The sequence below is a fragment of the Lactobacillus hominis DSM 23910 = CRBIP 24.179 genome, assembly GCF_000296835.1.
In the GTDB taxonomy this organism is placed as follows: domain Bacteria; phylum Bacillota; class Bacilli; order Lactobacillales; family Lactobacillaceae; genus Lactobacillus; species Lactobacillus hominis.
In genome coordinates, this window is record NZ_CAKE01000025.1 from 1 (window position 1) to 18,326 (window position 18,326).

Sequence of the window (18,326 nt, forward strand, 5' to 3'; positions counted from 1 at the left end):
AAATATCATCAAACAAAAAGAACCAAACAACTATTCTTTAGTTGCTTGATTCTTTTTCAAAACTATTCATCAACAGGATTTGACAAACAGCCACTTGTTTTATCAAAATTAAAGACTAGCTCCCCATAAATTATTTCCCAACTCATTCATGGAGAATAATTTATCCCATAGAGCTTGTACTTTCTCATTAAATTCTATATTATCAGATATTTTAACAATTGGAGCATGATTTAAAAAGTATTGTAGTTGCCCTGTAAAAGCTACTCCGTTACTATTCTTTATCGTTTGTAAGCTCTCAGAAACATATTGTGTGATCGAATTCGACGGATAATATTCACATAATGCTCTATCTAACTCACTCATAACCTGCACAACTTTTTCTTTAGATACCATTTTAATTTTTCTTTGTTTTTAATATAACCGCTTTCATTTGCACTTTTATAATACTATACGATATTATTCGCTTCAATATTTTTAACAAAAGTTTTTGCCCTTTAACATTACTTTGCAGTAAAAAAGACAGCCGCAGCTGCCCTTTTCTATTTATTCACATAAGTATTTTTATCTAAATTATCAAACAAAGGACTTAATTGATTCTTATAAATCAAATCTAGCTTGTACATTGCGCGTGAAGTGATCGTGTAAAGTAATTGCGTTTCATCTAGTTCATGATAATCATCTTTAGAAACATCCCACGCAACTACCGCATCAAACTCTAACCCCTTAGCCAAATAAGATGGCATAATCAAGGTTCCTTCAACTAAACGCTGGTTAGCAGATGCCACTAACGTTGCCTTGATGTTACGCTTTTTAAGTTCTTCGCTTACTTTTTGAGCTTGCTCTAGCGTCTTAGTGATAATTGCGGTCGTGAGTTTTGCTTCGTCGTTTTCTTTCAAGATATCAACTAAAGCATCATATTCGCCATTTTTATCATCACGCTTGTAAAATGCAGGCTTTGGACCTTGACGATCAAAGGCTTCAATCTTTTCGCCTTGACGCAGAATTTGCTTAGTAAAGTCAGTCAATTCTTTAGTTGAACGATATGACTTAGTTAACTGCACGACATCAGTTTTCTTAGGGTCGAATAATTTAGAAATCTGACCTAATAAAGTCTTGCTTTCATCTTTAGTAAAGATTGCCTGGTTTAAATCGCCCAGCATAGTAAATTTAGCACGTGGGAAGTTATACTTCAGATATGCCAATTGAAATGGCGTATAATCTTGAATTTCGTCAATAAAGGCATAGCGCATGCTGTAATCAGTTCTACGTCCTGTTACTAAGTCGTAAAGATAAAGATATGGTGAAATATCGCTCATCTTAATCTTATGATCAATAAAGCTTTGCTTAACTTGTTCAACATGCTCATGCCATTGGTCTTCAGTAATATTCCATTTAGACAAATCAATTAATTTCGGCACAGCTCTTAAAAATGCCAAGTATTGACCACGAATATTCAAAAAGCGGTTTTGATTAATCTTACGTGCCACTTTCTTCAATTGATTAATAACAATCTTACGTGCCAAAAAATGCTCTTCTTTAGCGCTAGATTCAAATTCTTGATCTGGACGATCGTACAACTTATTAAGTTGTTCTTGATCAAGCGATTCAATTGTCCGACTCACCCAGGCCTTGCGCGTTTCAGGTTCAACGCGGTGATTCAAGCTAGAAATCAAAGCTTCCTTAGTTGTTTCAATTCGATTTCTCAGATGATAGTTTTCATTGAAGCTATAGTAGATCTCTTTGATTTTTTCTTTATCGTAAAATGGCTTTTTCGGATCTTTAAAAATAATATTTCTAAAGAGCATACCATTTTTTTCAAGATGGTTAGCATATCGCGTCACTGCATTAAAGAAAGTAAGCGAATCCTTCAAATTGGCAATATGGCTATCTTGCTTTTTATCTTCAAATTGCTCAAATAAGGTTTCAACGTCCATCCCTGGCACACGTCTTGAAACAAACTGCCAGTAAGTCATTTGTACCATGTTTTGTTCGCCCATTTCAGGCAAAACATTTTTAACGTAGTCATTAAACAACTGGTTAGGACTGAACATAATAACGTCGCTAGAAGTTAAATTGCCACGATAGCGATAAAGTAAATATGCCACTCTTTGCATAATGGCACTTGTCTTACCCGATCCAGCTGCGCCTTGCACAAAGAGTAAGTCAGCGCTGGTATTTCTGATAATTTTGTTTTGTTCTCGCTGAATAGTTGTCACAATTGACTTCATTTGCGTTGACGACTTTTCGTTAAGAACGTTTAACAGCATTTGATCGCCAATTGATTCATTAGTGTCAAACATATTAGTGATCTTGCCATCTTCAATTAAGAATTGACGCTTTTTAGTCATATTTACTGTTTGCTCACCATCAGGTGCGTTATAAGTAACTTCGCCTAATTTGCCATCATAGTAAATAGAAGAGATTGGTGCACGCCAGTCATAAATTAAGAAATGGTCATCTTTATCTGCAAATGAGCCTAAGCCAATATAAATTGTTTCAGGGTCTTCGCCCTTTTCTTGAAAATCTACACGAGCAAAATATGGCTTTTTCTCGAGTCTCTTCAAAGTAGAAAGCTGCTTAGCCGAATGTTGCCACGCATTTTGCCGCTCTTGCAGCATTTGTTGCTGCTGATGAATTGATAAAGCAGTATCCATTGAAGTAGAATACCCATCGTAGTCTAACTTTAAATCATCAAAAAAGTGGGCATTTAGGTTTTGAGCTTCAGATTGTGCTCGGTTAATGGACTTATCTAATTGTCCCTGACGAGTTTTAATTAAGCCCAAGACATCATCTAAATGTTTTTGTTCTTTTTGTTGTTCGGTTTCTTTTACCAAATTAATCACCTATTTTGTGCTAATCTAAAAACTTTGCATACTATTTTATCACAAATGTATACGCTTACCAAGCTTTAGAAATTTTCTTAAACTTATGATAAAAAATCAGTTTTTACACTTTTCTTAATTATTAAATACTATAATAATTACAATCAATTTTTAACATCGAGATGAAAAAATGAAAAGATTTATTCGTAATATAGTAATTCTTTTACTATTAGCATTTTCAGGTCTTTATACTTACCAGCATGCTGGCCCATACTTGCAAAGAACTTTTGGCACAACTGATATCTTGCCCTACGTATCTTATCGCGTGCAAGAATTTATCAATCCGCAAAAAACCATTCAAAAAGATGAATCGCCTAATAATTCAGGCGACAACCATACTTTTAATAAACCAGTAGCTAATGTTTATTTAGATTTAAGCGATCCAACTTTAAGAACCGCCAGTATTGATGCTTTGAATGCCTGGAATAATACTGGCGCATTTACTTTTAAAATGATTAACAATAAACAAAACGCACAAATTATTATTAAAGCCATGGATGATGGCGAAACTAACGCGGCCGGTCTTACTAATACACAGTACAATTCTTTAACAGGACACTTAACTAAGGCAACGGTTAACCTTAATAGTTATTATTTGTTAAATCGTGCCTATGGCTATAATATGAATCGAATTATTAATACTGCTGAGCATGAGTTGGGCCATGCAATTGGATTAAATCACCGTCAAGATGTCTCAGTAATGTATCCGCAAGGCTCGTTTTACACGATCCAACCAAGCGATATTCAAAATGTAAAGAAATTATACAAAGAAAACTAATATATGCAAAAAGCAGCCAATTCAACGCACTTATGTGATGTGTTAATTAACTGCTTTTTTATTAATCAAAAAATTTTTTATCAATTACATTGCCATGAGCAAGTAAATCTTTGTACCAATAATAAGAATCTTTTAAATATCGCTTATAACTACCATTGCCCTCATCATCTAAATCGACATAAATCAGACCATATCGTTTTGACATTTGCGTTGTTGAAGCTGAAATCATATCAGTTGTGCCCCAAATGCAATATCCCAGGATCTTTACTCCATCATCTTGCATTGAAATTAACATTTGTTCAATATGCTTTTTTAGATAATCAATTCGATATTGATCGTGAACTTTTCCATCTGATGTGAGTTCGTCTTTAGCGCCAAGACCATTTTCTAAAATAAATAGTGGCTTTTGATAGCGATCATATAGATCCAAAAGTATTATTCTTAACCCTACCGGATCAATCTGCCAGCCCCATTGACTAGTTGGCAAATACTTATTATAGACGCCTTTAGTTCTATTAGCCTTTGTAACTTTTAATCCGGTTGTATCAACTGCTGTACAAATAGAAGAATAATATGAAAAGGCAACAAAGTCAGCAGTATTTTCTTTTAAAAGCTTCTTATCGCTATCTGTGATCTTTAAATCAATGCCCTTTTTCTTTAGTCTTAAAAGTAAACTTTTCGGATAATATCCTCGCACTTGAATATCACTAAAATCATAGCTTTCACGCATTACTTGGCGAGCTTTAAGACTATTTGCAGGATCGCTATTATATGGATAAACCATTGTTGCTGTGATCATGCTACCAATTTTAACATCAGGATAATTTTTATGGATATATTTAATAATTTGAGCTGAAGCAATAAATTGGTTATGCATTGCTTGATAAATTACTGCTTCAAAGTTGTGATTTGGAAAACGATCCTCTACTAAGCCAGCTGACGAATAAGGATGGCGAATAATACTGTCAATTTCATTAATTGGGATCCAATATTTAACAATATCATGATAGCGATCAATTACTGTTTTTGAAAATCGTACAAACATATCGGCAACTTTTTTGTCATACCAAGCATTATAGTTTAGCACTAAATTTAATGGCATCTCATAATGAGATAAGGTAACAATTGGCTGAATGTGATATTTTTTTAACTCGGCAAATAAATCATCATAAAACTTTAAACCAGCTTCATTAGGCTTTTCATCATCGCCATTTGGAAAAATTCGACTCCAAGCAATCGACGTGCGAAAAGTTGTGATTCCTAAGTCCGCTAATTTTTTAATATCTTCGCGAAAATGATGATAAAAATCCACTCCATGACGCTTGCCCCAAGATTTTGAAGTCTTATCATTAAGTGCAACCTTTAACTGCTGAGTAGTCATTTTATTAACTGACTTATAATCGGCTAAATCTTGGTGTGGATCAAATCGTTCACAATCAGCAATAGATATTCCTTTACCATCTTCATTCCAGCTGCCTTCAACTTGGTTAGCCGATGTAGCTACGCCCCATAAAAATCCTTTTGGTACTTGATATTCATCCATAATCTCACCTATGCTAAGACAATTACATTATTTTTGATAGTAACGTCTTTAGTATTGTTCTTATCTTTCAATACTGGCAATACTTCTAAGAAGTCTTTACTATTTAAAACGATCATCATAACAGTTGGATCATAACCGGCTTTCTTAATTTTATCAATATCAAAGTCAACTAATTCTTGACCAGCTTTTACGTGGTCGCCCTTTTTAACTAATTGCTTAAAGCCATCGCCTTTCATTTCTACGGTATCAATTCCGATATGAATTAAAACATCGGCATCATTATTTAAGTGAAGTCCAATTGCATGACCTGTATCAAAAGTTGCAGTAACTATACCATCATCAGGAGCATAAATTTTACCTTGGCTAGGAATAATAGCAACCCCTTTGCCCATAACGCCACTAGCAAATGTCTCATCATTTACTTGAGAAATATCTTCTAATTTCCCATCTACTGGACTGTGTAATTCATGTTTTTCGTGATTCTTGTTAAACTTTTCTTTTTGATCTTGCTTTAATTGTTTTTCATCCACTGGATCATCAAAGCCAATTAACCACGTTGCAATAAAAGTTGCGACACTAGCAACTACAATGACGATAATTGCTTGAACAACATAGTTTTCGGTCTTAGAAACCCACATTGGTAAACTCAAAAATGCTGGGGTTACATAAATAAAGGCTTTAATTTTCATAAAGCTGGCAACAACACCGGCAATGGCACCACCGATCATAGCTCCATACATTGGCTTTTTAAGCTTCAAGTTAACACCAAATAGTGCAGGTTCTGTGATGCCCCCTAAATAAGCAGTAGCACTTGATGAAAGAGCTAAACTCTTTAACTTTTTATTTTTCGACTTAAGACCAACAGCTAATGAAGCTGCAGCTTGTGACATATTTGAACATAAAGCAACAACACGAATAATTGGGTCAAACCCTTGTGTTGCAACCAGTTGAATACTAATCGGACTGAGAGCTTTGTGAATACCAATGGAAACAAACCATGGATAAGCAGCAGCTAAAATAGGAATAGCTATTAAACCTGCGTGGTGGTATAACCACATAGAAATAAATCCAATACCTTCAGAAATAACGTTTGAAATTGGTCCGATAATTAAGAAGATAAGTGGTGCGGTGATTAGCATGGTAAGCATTGGCACCATAAAGATCTTAACCATTTGTGGCGTATATTTCTTCACGTATTTGTAAATGTAAGACATAATCCAAACTGATAAGATTGCCGTAATTAACGTTGAAGAATACTTAATTAATTCAACAGGCATCCCTAAAAAATGGACGGGCTTTTTAGCTTCCACCATTGCTGTCCAAATTGGGTGCTCAGTAACTAAGCCCATGAAAGCACCTAAATATTGGTCAGTATTAAAGACTTTAGCAGCCGAAAATCCAACAAAGGCAGGCATAAAGAAGTAGCCTGTATCAAAGATCAAATTCAGAATTTGATATGTTTGACTCTTGTCAGATAAAAGTCCACTAATTGTTAAAATTAATAGTAAAACCTTACCCATTCCGGCGCCGGCTAGTAAGGGAATAGCTGGTGCAATTGAACCAGTGATAGCGCTGATAATCACGTCAAAAATATTCTTTTTTTGTTTAGGTGTATCATCATTGCTTGGTTCACCATCTAAATCAAGCATTTTAACTAATTCATTATAAACATCTTCTACAGTGCTTCCGATAACCAACTGATATTGACCAGCATTTTTTACAACTTGCAAAACGCCTGGAATATCAGCTGCTTTTTTATCGTCGGCTTTACTTTCATCTTTTAAAACAAATCTCAAACGAGTAGCACAGTGAACCACAGATTGAATGTTGCTTTTGCCACCAACTGCTTCAATGATTTGTTTATTCATTGATTCATAGCTCATTTTTTCTTCCCCTTATAATCACTAATTATCTTATTGATATGGATTGCCAAATACATAATGTCTTCATTGCTTAGCTCGTAATTATATTTTTCATCAATATAATCTCTAATCTTTAATGCACATTTATAAGACTCAATATCGCTATTTTTTATTACCTTTAAAATTTCCTGACTCAAATCGCCAAATTCTTGATGCTTGCGATCATACATCATACCCTTCCAAAAGAACTTCAGATGAACCGCGAAGCGATTATAAGTTAGAGATTGATAATCAATATCAATGTTGAAATAATATTTGACTATCTTGGTAATATTTTTAATAAAATTAACTGACTTTTGAAAATCGCCAATGTCATTGCCTAACTCGCCACTAATAATGTGAACTGCAATAAATCCAGCCTCATCATCTGGAAATTTTAAATCAAATTGACGATCTAATAGCTTCAAAGCCCATAAGCCATAAGAATATTCTTTGGGATAATAGTTTTTTAGTTCCCATAAAAATTTATTACTCAAATACATCCCTTTTTTGGCTCTTTCAACGCTTGTTGCTAAGTGATCAGTTAAAGTTATATACACGCTATCTGCTAGATCGATATTTTCTTCATTTTTTAAGCGATCCACAATTTTTTGCGAAATCTGAAAAAAGATTGGATCAGTTTCATGTATTGTTTCCAGCAATAGCTTTTTCTGCTTACCTGAAAAAGGAGTAAATATCTTATAAATTTTTCTTGGGTCTATTTCATCATTTATCTTCTTGCCATATGCTAGGCCCTTTCCTAATACGATAATTTCCTCATTATTTTCATTTTCAGTGAGGACCGCGCCATTATTTAATATTTTCTTGATCTTCACTTACTTATCCCCCATTTTCTTCAAAAAAAAGACCCACCTAGCCCGTCTAATACGGTCTAAGTGGGTTTTGTGCAAAATCGAATTTGTTACAATTCCACTTTAATTCACTTGTTATTTACATGATATCGTTTTCATTAAATATTTGCAATAGTATTCATAAATATTATTTAATCATCGCTACCAGCCAGCATATGCCAAGCAAAAAAGCCAATACCAATAACTAAACTAATAAACGCATATAAAAATAACCATTTATTGAAAAATCCGCCACCAATACCAGCTAATCCAGCAATCAGCAATAAAACTAAACCAGTTATATCGCCGCCCATATAGGGACTTTTTTCTAAGCAGATATAAACAATTCCAGCGCCCATAAAAAGACCGCCCATGATTATTTCTAAAATACCACTGACAATATTTCGATCTTGCCACAAACCAATTAATCCGCCAAGTAATCCTTCAATCAGCAACCAGCAAGACAATACTATCAGCAAAATCCCGATAACTAATTTTGTGACTCTCATTTTTATCTCTCCTCATGTATCTTAATATAGTCTATCCACTTATATTATTAGAACATGAGTGAATAATTTCAATGAAATTTACTTTTTAAATTAGTTTGCACTAATATCCATCTCTAAACTTACAGGACAGTGATCAGATCCAGGAATTTCAGTTAAAATATTTGCTTTCTTAATTTTAGAATCCAAAGAATTGGAAACCAAAATATAATCTAATCTCCACCCCTCGTTCTTTTCACGACCATGATACCTGTAGCTCCAATAACTATAGATATCTTTTTCATTAGGATGTAAATACCTAAAAGTATCAGTAAATCCTGAGTTTAAAAGCTTGGTAAAGTCGTCTCTTTCTTGCTCGGTAAAACCTGCATGATGGTGATTTTCACTGGGCTGAGCTAAGTCAATTGGTTCATGGGCTACGCTCATATCGCCACCAATGATAACTGGCTTATTAGCTTCTAGCTTTAATAAATATTTTCTAAAAGCTTGATCCCAAGCAATCCTAAAATCTAATCTTTGTAGTTGCTCGCCAGAAAATGGTACGTAGGTTGTGACAAAGTAAAAATTAGGATATTCCAAAGTGATTGTACGTCCTTGCTGGTCAAATTCTGAAACGCCAATTCCATTTGCGACAGCTAGTGGTTTTATCTTCGTAAAAATCGCCGTACCATCAAAGCTTTTTTCTTTAGAATAATTCCAATATTGATAATAGCCTGTTGTGTCAATACTTACTTCATTCGGTGACAGGCGAATATCTTGCATACCAAAAATATCCGCATTTAATTCTTTAAAAGTATCTAAAAAACCGTGTCTCATTGCAGCACGAAAGCCATTTACATTCCAAGAAATAAATTTCATAGTAATTCTTCTTTCTTTATCAAGGCCACGCATTTCTACCCATATCTTTATTGTACAAGCAGGCTTTAAATTAATTAAACAATTCGAATTAGTAATTTATTTTTAGGCAAAAATAAAGAGATATAATGTTAGATATAATAAACAACGCACGAGGTATTATTTATGAAAAAAATTTATATTGTACGCCATGGACAAACTTTTATTAACAAATACGACAAGATGCAAGGTTGGTGCGATACGCCACTCACAGATAAAGGAATTTCTGATGCAAAAAAAGCTGGCGAAGTTTTAGCAAACATACCTTTTGATATTGCTTTATCTAGCGATTTAAAAAGAGCTAGCGAGACTTGCGATTATATCATTGATAAAAATTGCAATCGCGATGAACTGCAACATATTGCTAGTCCATTTTTTAGAGAACAATTTTATGGCTTTTTTGAAGGGATGAATTCCGATGAAGCCTGGCGCATGATCGGCGGACCTCACGGCTATCCTAAACGACAAGATTTATTATTGAATGTAGATATCAATACAATCAAGGACTACATTCATGAAGCCGATCCTTACCATGATGCAGAAAATTCTAAGCAATATTGGAAGCGTCTTGATCAGGGCTTTGACTTAATTCGCCAGCTTGATGGTGCGGAGAATATTTTATTAGTCACTCATGGCTTTACCATTCGTAGTATCGTAGGACGTTTTGGCGAGGGCAAGTTTCCACTAGTACCTGGTCCTGCAAATGGATCAATTACGATTATGAACATGACTGATAATGATCTAAAGATTACAGCCTATAATAAATTAAGTTTATAGGTATTATTATGCAAGGATTACTATTAGTTAATTTAGGTTCGCCTAAAACCCCCACAACCAAAGATGTAAAACAATATTTAAAGCAATTCTTAGGCGACCAAAATGTTGTTACCCTTCCTAAATGGTTCTGGCAGCCAATTCTTAAAGGAATTGTATTACCAATGCGATCATGGCGGTCAGCTACTTTTTACCAGCATATCTGGCTTAAAGAGGGCTCCCCGCTGATTGTTTATACTCAAAAAATTACTGATCAAGTTCAAAAAAAGCTACCAAATTGGCAAGTTAAAATGGCAATGACTTATGGCGAGCCCTCTATTTCACAGCAGTTATTTGCCTTAAAAAAGTCTGGCTGCAATCAAATCACAGTACTTTCACTTTTTCCGGAATATACGCTTTCAACTACTGCTTCGATCATTGAACAAGTTAAAGCAACCCAAATTCCAACCAAGATCATTGATCGCTTTTATCAATATGGTTCTTACCAGGATGCTTTCGCTAATCACATTCAAAAAGCATGGGATCAAAAAAACTACGATCAATTATTTATTTCTTACCATGGCATCCCTTCGAGCGAAATAAAGCATGGCGATCCTTACTTAGACGAATGCCTCTCTCATACTGAAATGCTTAAAAAGCGACTGAACATTCCGGAAGATAAAATCAAAATGGTTTTTCAATCTAAATTTGGTCCAATGCCTTGGCTAAAACCATATTTAAAAAATTCGCTTCTTGAAACGGTCCAAAAAGGTAAGCGTAATATTTTAATTGCTGCACCTTCATTTGTCACAGAATGTCTTGAAACAATCGAAGAAGACTACACTCAAAATTATCAAACATTTCGAGAAAACGGTGGCGAAAATTTGGACCTAGTGCCTGCTTTAAACGACGATCCGCAATTTATTAAATTTATTGCTGACCTAGTTCAAGAGAAAGTTCAAACTGAAAATGAATAAACAAGATAAAACTAGCCTAGAAGGTATAAATAATTCCGTAGCTGTCCCTAGTGTTTATGAAAGTAGTTTTTTCAAAAAATTTCTTGCATATTCAGGACCTGGTGCCTTGGTTGCAGTTGGCTACATGGATCCAGGCAACTGGTTAACATCTTTAGCAGGTGGTAGTCAATACAAATATGAACTACTCTCAGTCCTTGCCATTTCTATTTTTATTGCGATGTTTATGCAATCTTTATCTATCAAGATTGGCGTCGTAAGTCGAGACGACCTGGCACAAGCAATTGCTAAAAAAGTTTCTAGACCAATTCGATATTTACTGTGGATTTTAAATGAAATAGCAATGATGGCTACAGACTTAACTGGTGTTGTTGGAACTGCCTTAGCCTTAAAGATGCTTTTTAATTTGCCACTAGTTTTCGGTGTATTAATCACTATCTTAGATGTTTTTGTTGTCTTATGGTTTATGCGTTTTGGAATTCGTCGCATTGAAGCAATCGTTGTGATCGCAATTCTAACTGTTGGGATTATTTTTGCCATTGAAGTTGGGCACGTTCATCCTAATATTGAAAATATCCTAGCCGGCTTTGTTCCCAATAGTACCATTTTAACGAATCACGAAAAATTGATCCTCAGCTTAGGCATTGTTGGGGCCACAATTATGCCACATAATATCTATCTTCATTCATCGTTAGCTCAAAGTCGTCGCTATGATATCAATGATCCCAAACAAGTTGATGAAACTTTACGTTTTGCTAATTGGGACTCGATTGTGCATTTAGTAGTAGCTCTAATTATTAACTGTTTATTGTTAATTTTAGGTGGGACGATTTTCTTTAATAAAAGTGACCAACTCGCTAGCTTAATGTCGGTGTTTACTGGGTTAAATAATGTGCAAGTTGTTGGATCTCTAGCAAGCCCAATTATGTCCTATTTGTTTGCTTTTGCGCTGCTTGTTACAGGATTAATTTCTTCCATAACTAGTACTTTAGCAGGACAGATTGTAATGGAAGGATATTTAAATATTAAACTTGCCCTTTGGCAGCGCCGATTATTAACACGACTCGTCACTTTAATTCCAATTTTGATTATTGGATTTTTAGTGCATTTTAACGAAAAAATCTTTGAAAGTATAATCGTTTACGCGCAAATTGCATTAAGCATTGCATTGCCTTTTACACTATTTCCATTAATCTTTTTGACGAGCAACAAAAAGATCATGGGAGTCCACGTAAACAAAAAATGGCAAACAGTGCTGGGAGTAATTTTAGCAGCAATCATTACTCTACTTAATGTGCAATTGATTGTTTCAACTCTATAGATATAAAAAATCTTCTCTCTAAATTATAGAAAGAAGATTTTTTTCTTAATTATTCTCTTTTCTCAAAACGATTCCTTGGTAAAGTACTACAGTCAAAATGTAGTAAATCACATAAAGTACTCCGAAGATTGTAAATGGGATCCAAATTTTATCATATGGATTCTTAAGCAGGGACTTGAAGAATTGAAGTCCAAACAATACATCAATTACACCAAGTACAGCAGGTAAGGCAAACAACACGCCAATTTCTTTTGCAATTGAAGATTTAAGCAAACTCTTTCTTGTCCCCATCTTCCAAAGCATGTTATATCTTGGCTTATCGCTGTTAGCTCCAGATAGCACTTTAAACATCAATGTTGAAGCAAGCATTGCTAAGAAGGCAAGACCCAAGAAGAAGCCCATAAATTCAAATCCAGAGGCCATACTTGAAATCAAACGATAAGAGCCGGTTTTTGAATTTGTTAAATATACATTTACGCTATCCCCAGTTGTCTCAGGGTTGCCGATCATTTGATTTACAGCTGCCTTTTGCAATTTTTCAATATTATCAAAATTGCTTCTGAAGTTATTCACAAGCAGCAATTCTACTTTTTGATTCTTCGCTTTTAGTTGATCGTATTTATCTTGAGATACAATCTTTACTCTTGCGCCAGAATATGGAGTAAGTGAAGCTAATTGATATCGCATCTCCGCTCCGGCACTAGAGTTTTCATCTTGCATCTTCTTAGATGAGAAAGTTCTAGTTGAGTAATTTTGTTGACCGTTTTTATCTACATAAAAATGACGGTACTTTAATTTACCCTGGTTAATTTCATTCTCAGAAACATATAAAGTTTCAGGATTTTCTTTATTTTTCTTATCTTCTACAATCCTATAATTCAAAGAAGTAGTTGAACGAACAGAGACATTCCTCAAATCTTTCTTAACTGTCGCATTCTTCTTATATAAAACTACGTCGTAGTAAGTGGCTTCTAAAGTCTGGTCAGTTAGATTGTTAAAATTTAATCCAACAGTAATTGCTCCTAAAGCAAGAGCAAATAACAAGGAAACAATTGAAAGAATACGAGTGTAGTCAGTTAATCTGAATTTTAATTGACCCAAAGTGAAAGAATGAAGTTTCTTATACTTGAACTTGTTGTTCTTTCTTAAAAGATTAACGACACCGGTGAAAAATGAATCAAATACAAAGTATGATCCAATTACGATTGTGAAGAAACCAATCACAATTGAGTTTGTCATCAGTTCCTTATAATCTGCCATTGCCCAGTAACCTACTGCAAGTAAGCCAATGCCTAGAATGGCTTCAATAAACTTCCAAGCGGTATTATGGCGAAGCTTGACAGGTTTTTGGTTTTCACGAAGCAAATTAATCACATTGGACTTAATGAGCTTGTGTCTATTCCAAAGTGCTGCCAAGAAGAATAAAACAGCAAAGAAAAGCAAAGTCCAAAGTAGAGCTGGTAAGTAAAAACCAACAAATTTATGAAGATGTAATCCAAGTTGCGAGATCAATAATTGTGAAACCAGTTGCGTTAAACCAATTCCGATTACCGAGCCTAGAATAGTTGCCAAAAATCCAACTACTAGGGTTTCAAGGAAGATCAAACTCCCAATCTTGCTGGTTCTAGCTCCCAGCATCATGTACATCCCGTAATCTTTTTGCCGCATGCTCAGCAAAAAGCTATTCGCATAGACAATGTAGACCAAGGTAATAATTGCCAAAAGCGCAATTCCAAAGCCGAAAACTACTCTTGTAATACTAAAAGCTACTTGAATAGATCCCTTTAAAGAAGAAGTATTAGTCGCAATCGACATGAACATATAAAAGATTGCACTAGCAAACGTTAAGCCAGAAAAAAGAACTAAATAGTCTTTGAACCGGCTTTTAATTCCGGTTAATGATAATTTCCAAAGCATAATTATTTCCTTTCTAGTATTAACGTCTACCTAATTCAGCAATAATTTCTTGGTAAAATTCCTCACGGCTCTTCATGCCTTTTGTCAATTCATTACCAATTTTTCCGTCTTTAATAAAAAGAATTCTTTGAGCATAAGAAGCTGAATATGGATCGTGAGTTACCATCAAAATTGAAACCTTATCTTTTTCATTCAAAGCTTTCATGGTTTCTAGCAATTCCATTGCGCTTTTTGAATCAAGCGCACCAGTTGGTTCATCCCCATAAAGAATAGCCGGCTCATGAACAAGGGCACGAGCTGAAGCCACACGCTGTTTTTGGCCACCAGAAATTTCTGCTGGATACTTGTCCAAAATTTGTTCAATCCCCAAACGCTGTGCGATTTTTTCAACTTTGGGTTTAATTTGACTTGCTTTTACATTTTGTAAAGATAATGGTAAAGCAATATTTTCACGATTAGTTAAGTTATCGAGTAAGTTGAAATCTTGGAAAATAAAACCAATTTCTTGTCCTCTAAAGTCAGCCACTTGGTTTTTATTTAAGTCAGTAATATCACGATTGTTAATCAAAACCTTGCCACTTGTTGGCTGATCTAAAGTAGATAAAATATTTAAAAGCGTTGTCTTACCAGAACCCGACGCACCCATAATTCCTACGAATTCGCCACGTTCAACATCAAATGAAATACCTTTTAAAGCTTGGTATTGCTTTTGTCCCTTTTTACCATAAGTTTTAGTAATATCTTGGACTTTAACAACTTCAGTCATCTTAATTCCTCGTTTCGTTATAGTGTAATACGTACCTGTTACACTATATATTACCGACTAGTTTTTCATTTGTAAAGCACTTTTTTCTTTAAATTTTCTTAATATATGATCTGACTTTAGGTATAATGATTTTAAATATTACTAATATAGAGAGGCTTTTTAATGAGATCTAAAAATAAATCGCATTACATTTTGGATCTCTTTTCTTTTTATTTCTTTAATCCACCACCTCTTTTTAATTAAAAAAGTGTATCTAGGAAAATAAAAAGAGGAGAAAATTTTAAATGGATTCTTTTGATAGCGCCCATAAGCGCAAACAATTAACTTGGCCCGTCATTGCTTTAATGGACTTTGTCACAGTAATTGGTTTTGATGATATTATTTATAACTTTCAAAACCAGGGCTTAGCTGTTGTCAGCGACTGGATTTTATTGCTAGTTTTATTCGTTATTCCCTATGAATTAATCGTGGGACAATTAGGTTCGACATTTTCTGACGACGGAGGCGGTCTTGCATCTTGGATTAGACACACCTCCGGTGACAAAATGGGCTACATTACAGCATGGTGTTATTGGGTAGTATCTTTGCCATACTTAGTTGACGTCGCAAATTCAACTGTTGTTTCTTTTGCTTGGCTATTTAAGGGTCACGCATTAAGCGATAGCGAAATGAGCAACTGGGCTTTTGCCTTATTTACTGCCTTGATTTTTGTGGTCTTTATATTCTTCCAACACCGTTTTGCAAACTCACTGCAATGGTTATCAATCATTGGCGGTGGCGCCATGTTTATCGCAACTGTCTTGTTTGTAATTATGACAATTGTTTATTTGGGACAAGGTCGTCCAATTGCAACGCAGCCATTTCATTTTAAGAATTTCTTGCCAACCTTTGATATGAAATTCTTAATGTCACTAGGCCTACTAATCTTTGCCATGAATGGTGCTGAATTTGTTGCACCATATGTCACTGAAATGAAAGATGGCCCCAAGAACTTTCCTAAGGCAATGTACATGCTAGCTATCATGACTGGATTTTTGACAATCTTTGGTTCATTTGCTTTAGGTGTATTTTTCAACGCTCATCACTTGCCAAACGACTTAAAAATGAACGGTTCCTACTATGCTTTTCAAGCAATGGGAACTAAATTTGGTCTAGGCAATTTCTTTTTATATTTATTTATCATCACGCAAGCCATCTACATGCTGGCTCAATTAGCAGTGCTGGTTGACGGTGGAGCGAGAATTTTCTTATCTGATACTGCCAAACGCTACCTTCCACGCCAACTTACTAAGACTGATAAAAATGGTCTGCCTGTTAATGGTTATTGGCTTACAACATTTATTTGTTCAGTACTTTTATTTTTGAGTTCAACTCTTCCTTCAGTAAACGATATTTTTAACCAATTATTGAACTTAAACGGAATTGTTTCACCATATGTAACTGGTCTGCTATTTTGGGCATTTATCAAGATCCGGGTACATGAAGATGAATACCCATCTGAATATGTTTATATTAAAAACCGCAAATTTGCGATCTTTGTTGGTTGGTGGTGCCTGATCATCACCTTAGTTGGTGCGACATTTGGCATCGTCCCAATTGATGCCAAGGCTGGGTCTGGCACTTGGTGGCATATGTTAATTTTGAATATTGTTGAGCCATTATTTATGATCGGATTAGGGATCGTCTTACCGTTAATTGCTAAATGGCAAAGAAGACACGATTCTGCAATCAAGTAAATTCAAACTATTAAAAAATCCACGACTTATCACAGGTCGTGGATTTTGTTTTATTGCTTTTTACTATAAAAAAACTTATAATTTTGATACTAACTTATGAGGATGTGATTAAATTGATTTTTCAAAAAAGGTGGATTGTCCTTTAATTGGACCCAAAAATCAAAATAACAATTGAATAGTTTTTAGACAGAGGTGATTTTTTGATAGAAACTAAGTCTAAACAAATCAAAGCTTTCATAGCTGGCGTTAACTTGAAAGATCCTAATTTTGACTACTACATGACTGAACTGCGTGAATTAGCTCGTGCTAATAACATGGAAGTAGTCGGTCAAGCTAGCCAAAATGCAGAAAATATTGTAGCTGGAACTTATTTTGGAGTTGGTAAAATCAATCAAATTAAGGCTATGGCTCAGGGATTAAAGGCTAAAGCTTTAGTGATTAACGATGAGCTAACTCCTACGCAGATCCGAAATTTGGAATCGATGACTAAATTAAAAGTCGTCGACCGTACTGAATTAATTTTAGAAATTTTCTCAAATCGTGCTAAAACTAAGCAAGCCAAGCTTCAAGTACAACTAGCTCGCTTGCAATATGAACTTCCACGCCTGCATCCTTCGGAAAACAGTCTTGATCAGCAACGTGGCTCTGGCGGTGCAAGCGGTGGTTTTGCCAACCGTGGTTCTGGTGAAACAAAACTTGAATTAAACAGGCGAACAATTGGTAAACAAATCAGCGCTATTAAAAAAGAACTTAAAGAAATTTCTAAACAAGAAGACGTCAAATCTGCACGTCGCAACAATTCTCGCCTGCCACAAGTTGCATTAGTCGGCTATACGAATGCTGGTAAATCCACAACGCTCAATGAACTTTTAAAAGTATTTAGTGAAGATAGCGACAAAAAGCAAGTCTTTGAAAAGAATATGCTTTTTGCTACGTTAGACACCAGCGTGCGGCGCATCGATTTACCTGACGATCGCAGTTTTATCTTATCTGATACGGTTGGCTTTATTTCAAAACTGCCACACAATTTAATTGAGTCTTTTAAAGCAACTTTGCAAGAAGCAAAGCAAGCTGACTTATTAGTCAATGTAGTAGACAGTTCTGATCCCAACATGGTTCAAATGACTAAAACTACGCAAAAAGTTTTACAAGAAATCGGCATTACAAACGTGCCAATGATTACAGCTTATAACAAAGCCGACTTAACTGAGCGTCAATTTCCACAAATTGAAGGAAACGATATCTTATATAGCGCTAAAGATAAAGATTCAATCAAAGAATTAGCAAGGTTAATTTCTAAAAAGATCTTTTCTAACTATGAAAAAGTAAATCTGTTAATTCCACTAAGCGCAGGTAAAGAACTATCTTACATGCACGAATATGGCAAAGTCACTAAAGAAGATTACGAAGACGACGGTATTCACATCACAGCTCAACTTTCCCCTAGTGACTTAATTAGATATAAAAAATATCAAGTCTAAAATAAAAACGGCCCAAGGGCCGT

At 34.9% G+C, this 18,326-nt stretch carries 15 protein-coding genes; 6 read left to right on the top strand and 9 right to left on the bottom strand.

Features of this window, described 5'->3' with window-relative positions; genetic code table 11:
- Nucleotides 1-108 precede the first annotated feature (108 nt).
- On the bottom strand, nt 109-393 hold the full coding sequence (locus tag BN55_RS07885; protein WP_008471564.1) for a hypothetical protein: 285 nt from the start codon (nt 391-393) through the stop codon (nt 109-111).
- 146 nt (nt 394-539) lie between these two features.
- Nucleotides 540-2,834: an RNA polymerase recycling motor HelD gene (gene helD, locus BN55_RS07890; RefSeq protein WP_008471565.1), complete on the bottom strand. Its 2,295-nt coding sequence runs from the start codon at nt 2,832-2,834 to the stop codon at nt 540-542.
- A gap of 178 nt (nt 2,835-3,012) precedes the next feature.
- Here helD and BN55_RS07895 point away from each other — a divergent pair, with 178 nt between their 5' ends.
- Nucleotides 3,013-3,660 (top strand): matrixin family metalloprotease, encoded by a 648-nt coding sequence (locus BN55_RS07895; protein WP_008471566.1) that lies wholly within the window; start codon nt 3,013-3,015, stop codon nt 3,658-3,660.
- Between the two features lie 61 nt (nt 3,661-3,721).
- Here BN55_RS07895 and BN55_RS07900 read toward each other — a convergent pair whose 3' ends face one another.
- The 5 genes from BN55_RS07900 to BN55_RS07920 all read right to left on the bottom strand — a co-directional run bounded on the left by BN55_RS07900 (nt 3,722) and on the right by BN55_RS07920 (nt 9,319).
- Nucleotides 3,722-5,203, bottom strand: a complete 1,482-nt coding sequence (locus BN55_RS07900) for a glycoside hydrolase family 1 protein (protein WP_008471568.1) — start codon at nt 5,201-5,203, stop codon at nt 3,722-3,724.
- Nucleotides 5,204-5,211: 8 nt separating this feature from the next.
- Complete coding sequence (locus BN55_RS07905) at nt 5,212-7,086, bottom strand: PTS beta-glucoside transporter subunit IIBCA (RefSeq protein ID WP_008471569.1); 1,875 nt, start codon at nt 7,084-7,086, stop codon at nt 5,212-5,214.
- Complete coding sequence (locus BN55_RS07910) at nt 7,083-7,940, bottom strand: PRD domain-containing protein (protein WP_008471570.1); 858 nt, start codon at nt 7,938-7,940, stop codon at nt 7,083-7,085. Before BN55_RS07910 ends, BN55_RS07905 begins: the two co-directional genes overlap by 4 nt.
- A 167-nt stretch (nt 7,941-8,107) precedes the next feature.
- Entirely contained in the window at nt 8,108-8,464 is a 357-nt protein-coding gene (locus BN55_RS07915; protein ID WP_008471571.1) for a hypothetical protein, read from the bottom strand.
- A 90-nt stretch (nt 8,465-8,554) separates the two neighbouring features.
- A complete protein-coding gene (locus BN55_RS07920) occupies nt 8,555-9,319 on the bottom strand; it encodes an exodeoxyribonuclease III (protein WP_040469526.1) in 765 nt (254 codons plus the stop codon).
- 162 nt (nt 9,320-9,481) lie between these two features.
- Between BN55_RS07920 and BN55_RS07925 the strand changes: the two genes are divergently transcribed.
- The 3 genes from BN55_RS07925 to BN55_RS07935 are packed head-to-tail and all read left to right on the top strand — an operon-like array spanning nt 9,482 to nt 12,403.
- Entirely contained in the window at nt 9,482-10,132 is a 651-nt protein-coding gene (locus BN55_RS07925; RefSeq protein WP_008471574.1) for a histidine phosphatase family protein, read from the top strand.
- A gap of 8 nt (nt 10,133-10,140) precedes the next feature.
- Complete coding sequence (hemH, locus tag BN55_RS07930) at nt 10,141-11,085, top strand: ferrochelatase (protein ID WP_008471575.1); 945 nt, start codon at nt 10,141-10,143, stop codon at nt 11,083-11,085.
- The gene (locus tag BN55_RS07935; RefSeq protein ID WP_008471576.1) at nt 11,078-12,403 is read left to right on the top strand and encodes an Nramp family divalent metal transporter; all 1,326 of its coding nucleotides are present in this window, start codon (nt 11,078-11,080) and stop codon (nt 12,401-12,403) included. The genes hemH and BN55_RS07935 overlap by 8 nt, the downstream gene beginning before the upstream one ends.
- 45 nt (nt 12,404-12,448) lie before the next feature.
- On the opposite strand, the gene BN55_RS07940 is transcribed toward BN55_RS07935, so the two are convergent.
- Nucleotides 12,449-14,320, bottom strand: coding sequence for an ABC transporter permease (locus BN55_RS07940; protein WP_008471577.1), 1,872 nt, complete (start codon nt 14,318-14,320; stop codon nt 12,449-12,451).
- A 19-nt stretch (nt 14,321-14,339) separates the two neighbouring features.
- Nucleotides 14,340-15,086 carry an ABC transporter ATP-binding protein gene (locus tag BN55_RS07945; protein WP_008471578.1) on the bottom strand — a complete coding sequence of 249 codons (747 nt, stop codon included), beginning with the start codon at nt 15,084-15,086 and terminating at the stop codon, nt 14,340-14,342.
- A 284-nt stretch (nt 15,087-15,370) separates the two neighbouring features.
- Here BN55_RS07945 and BN55_RS07950 point away from each other — a divergent pair, with 284 nt between their 5' ends.
- Together BN55_RS07950 and hflX are read left to right on the top strand one after the other, a co-directional pair.
- Nucleotides 15,371-16,822: an APC family permease gene (locus BN55_RS07950; RefSeq protein ID WP_008471580.1), complete on the top strand. Its 1,452-nt coding sequence runs from the start codon at nt 15,371-15,373 to the stop codon at nt 16,820-16,822.
- 200 nt (nt 16,823-17,022) lie between these two features.
- Nucleotides 17,023-18,303, top strand: coding sequence for a GTPase HflX (gene hflX / locus BN55_RS07955; RefSeq protein ID WP_008471581.1), 1,281 nt, complete (start codon nt 17,023-17,025; stop codon nt 18,301-18,303).
- Nucleotides 18,304-18,326 lie beyond the last annotated feature (23 nt).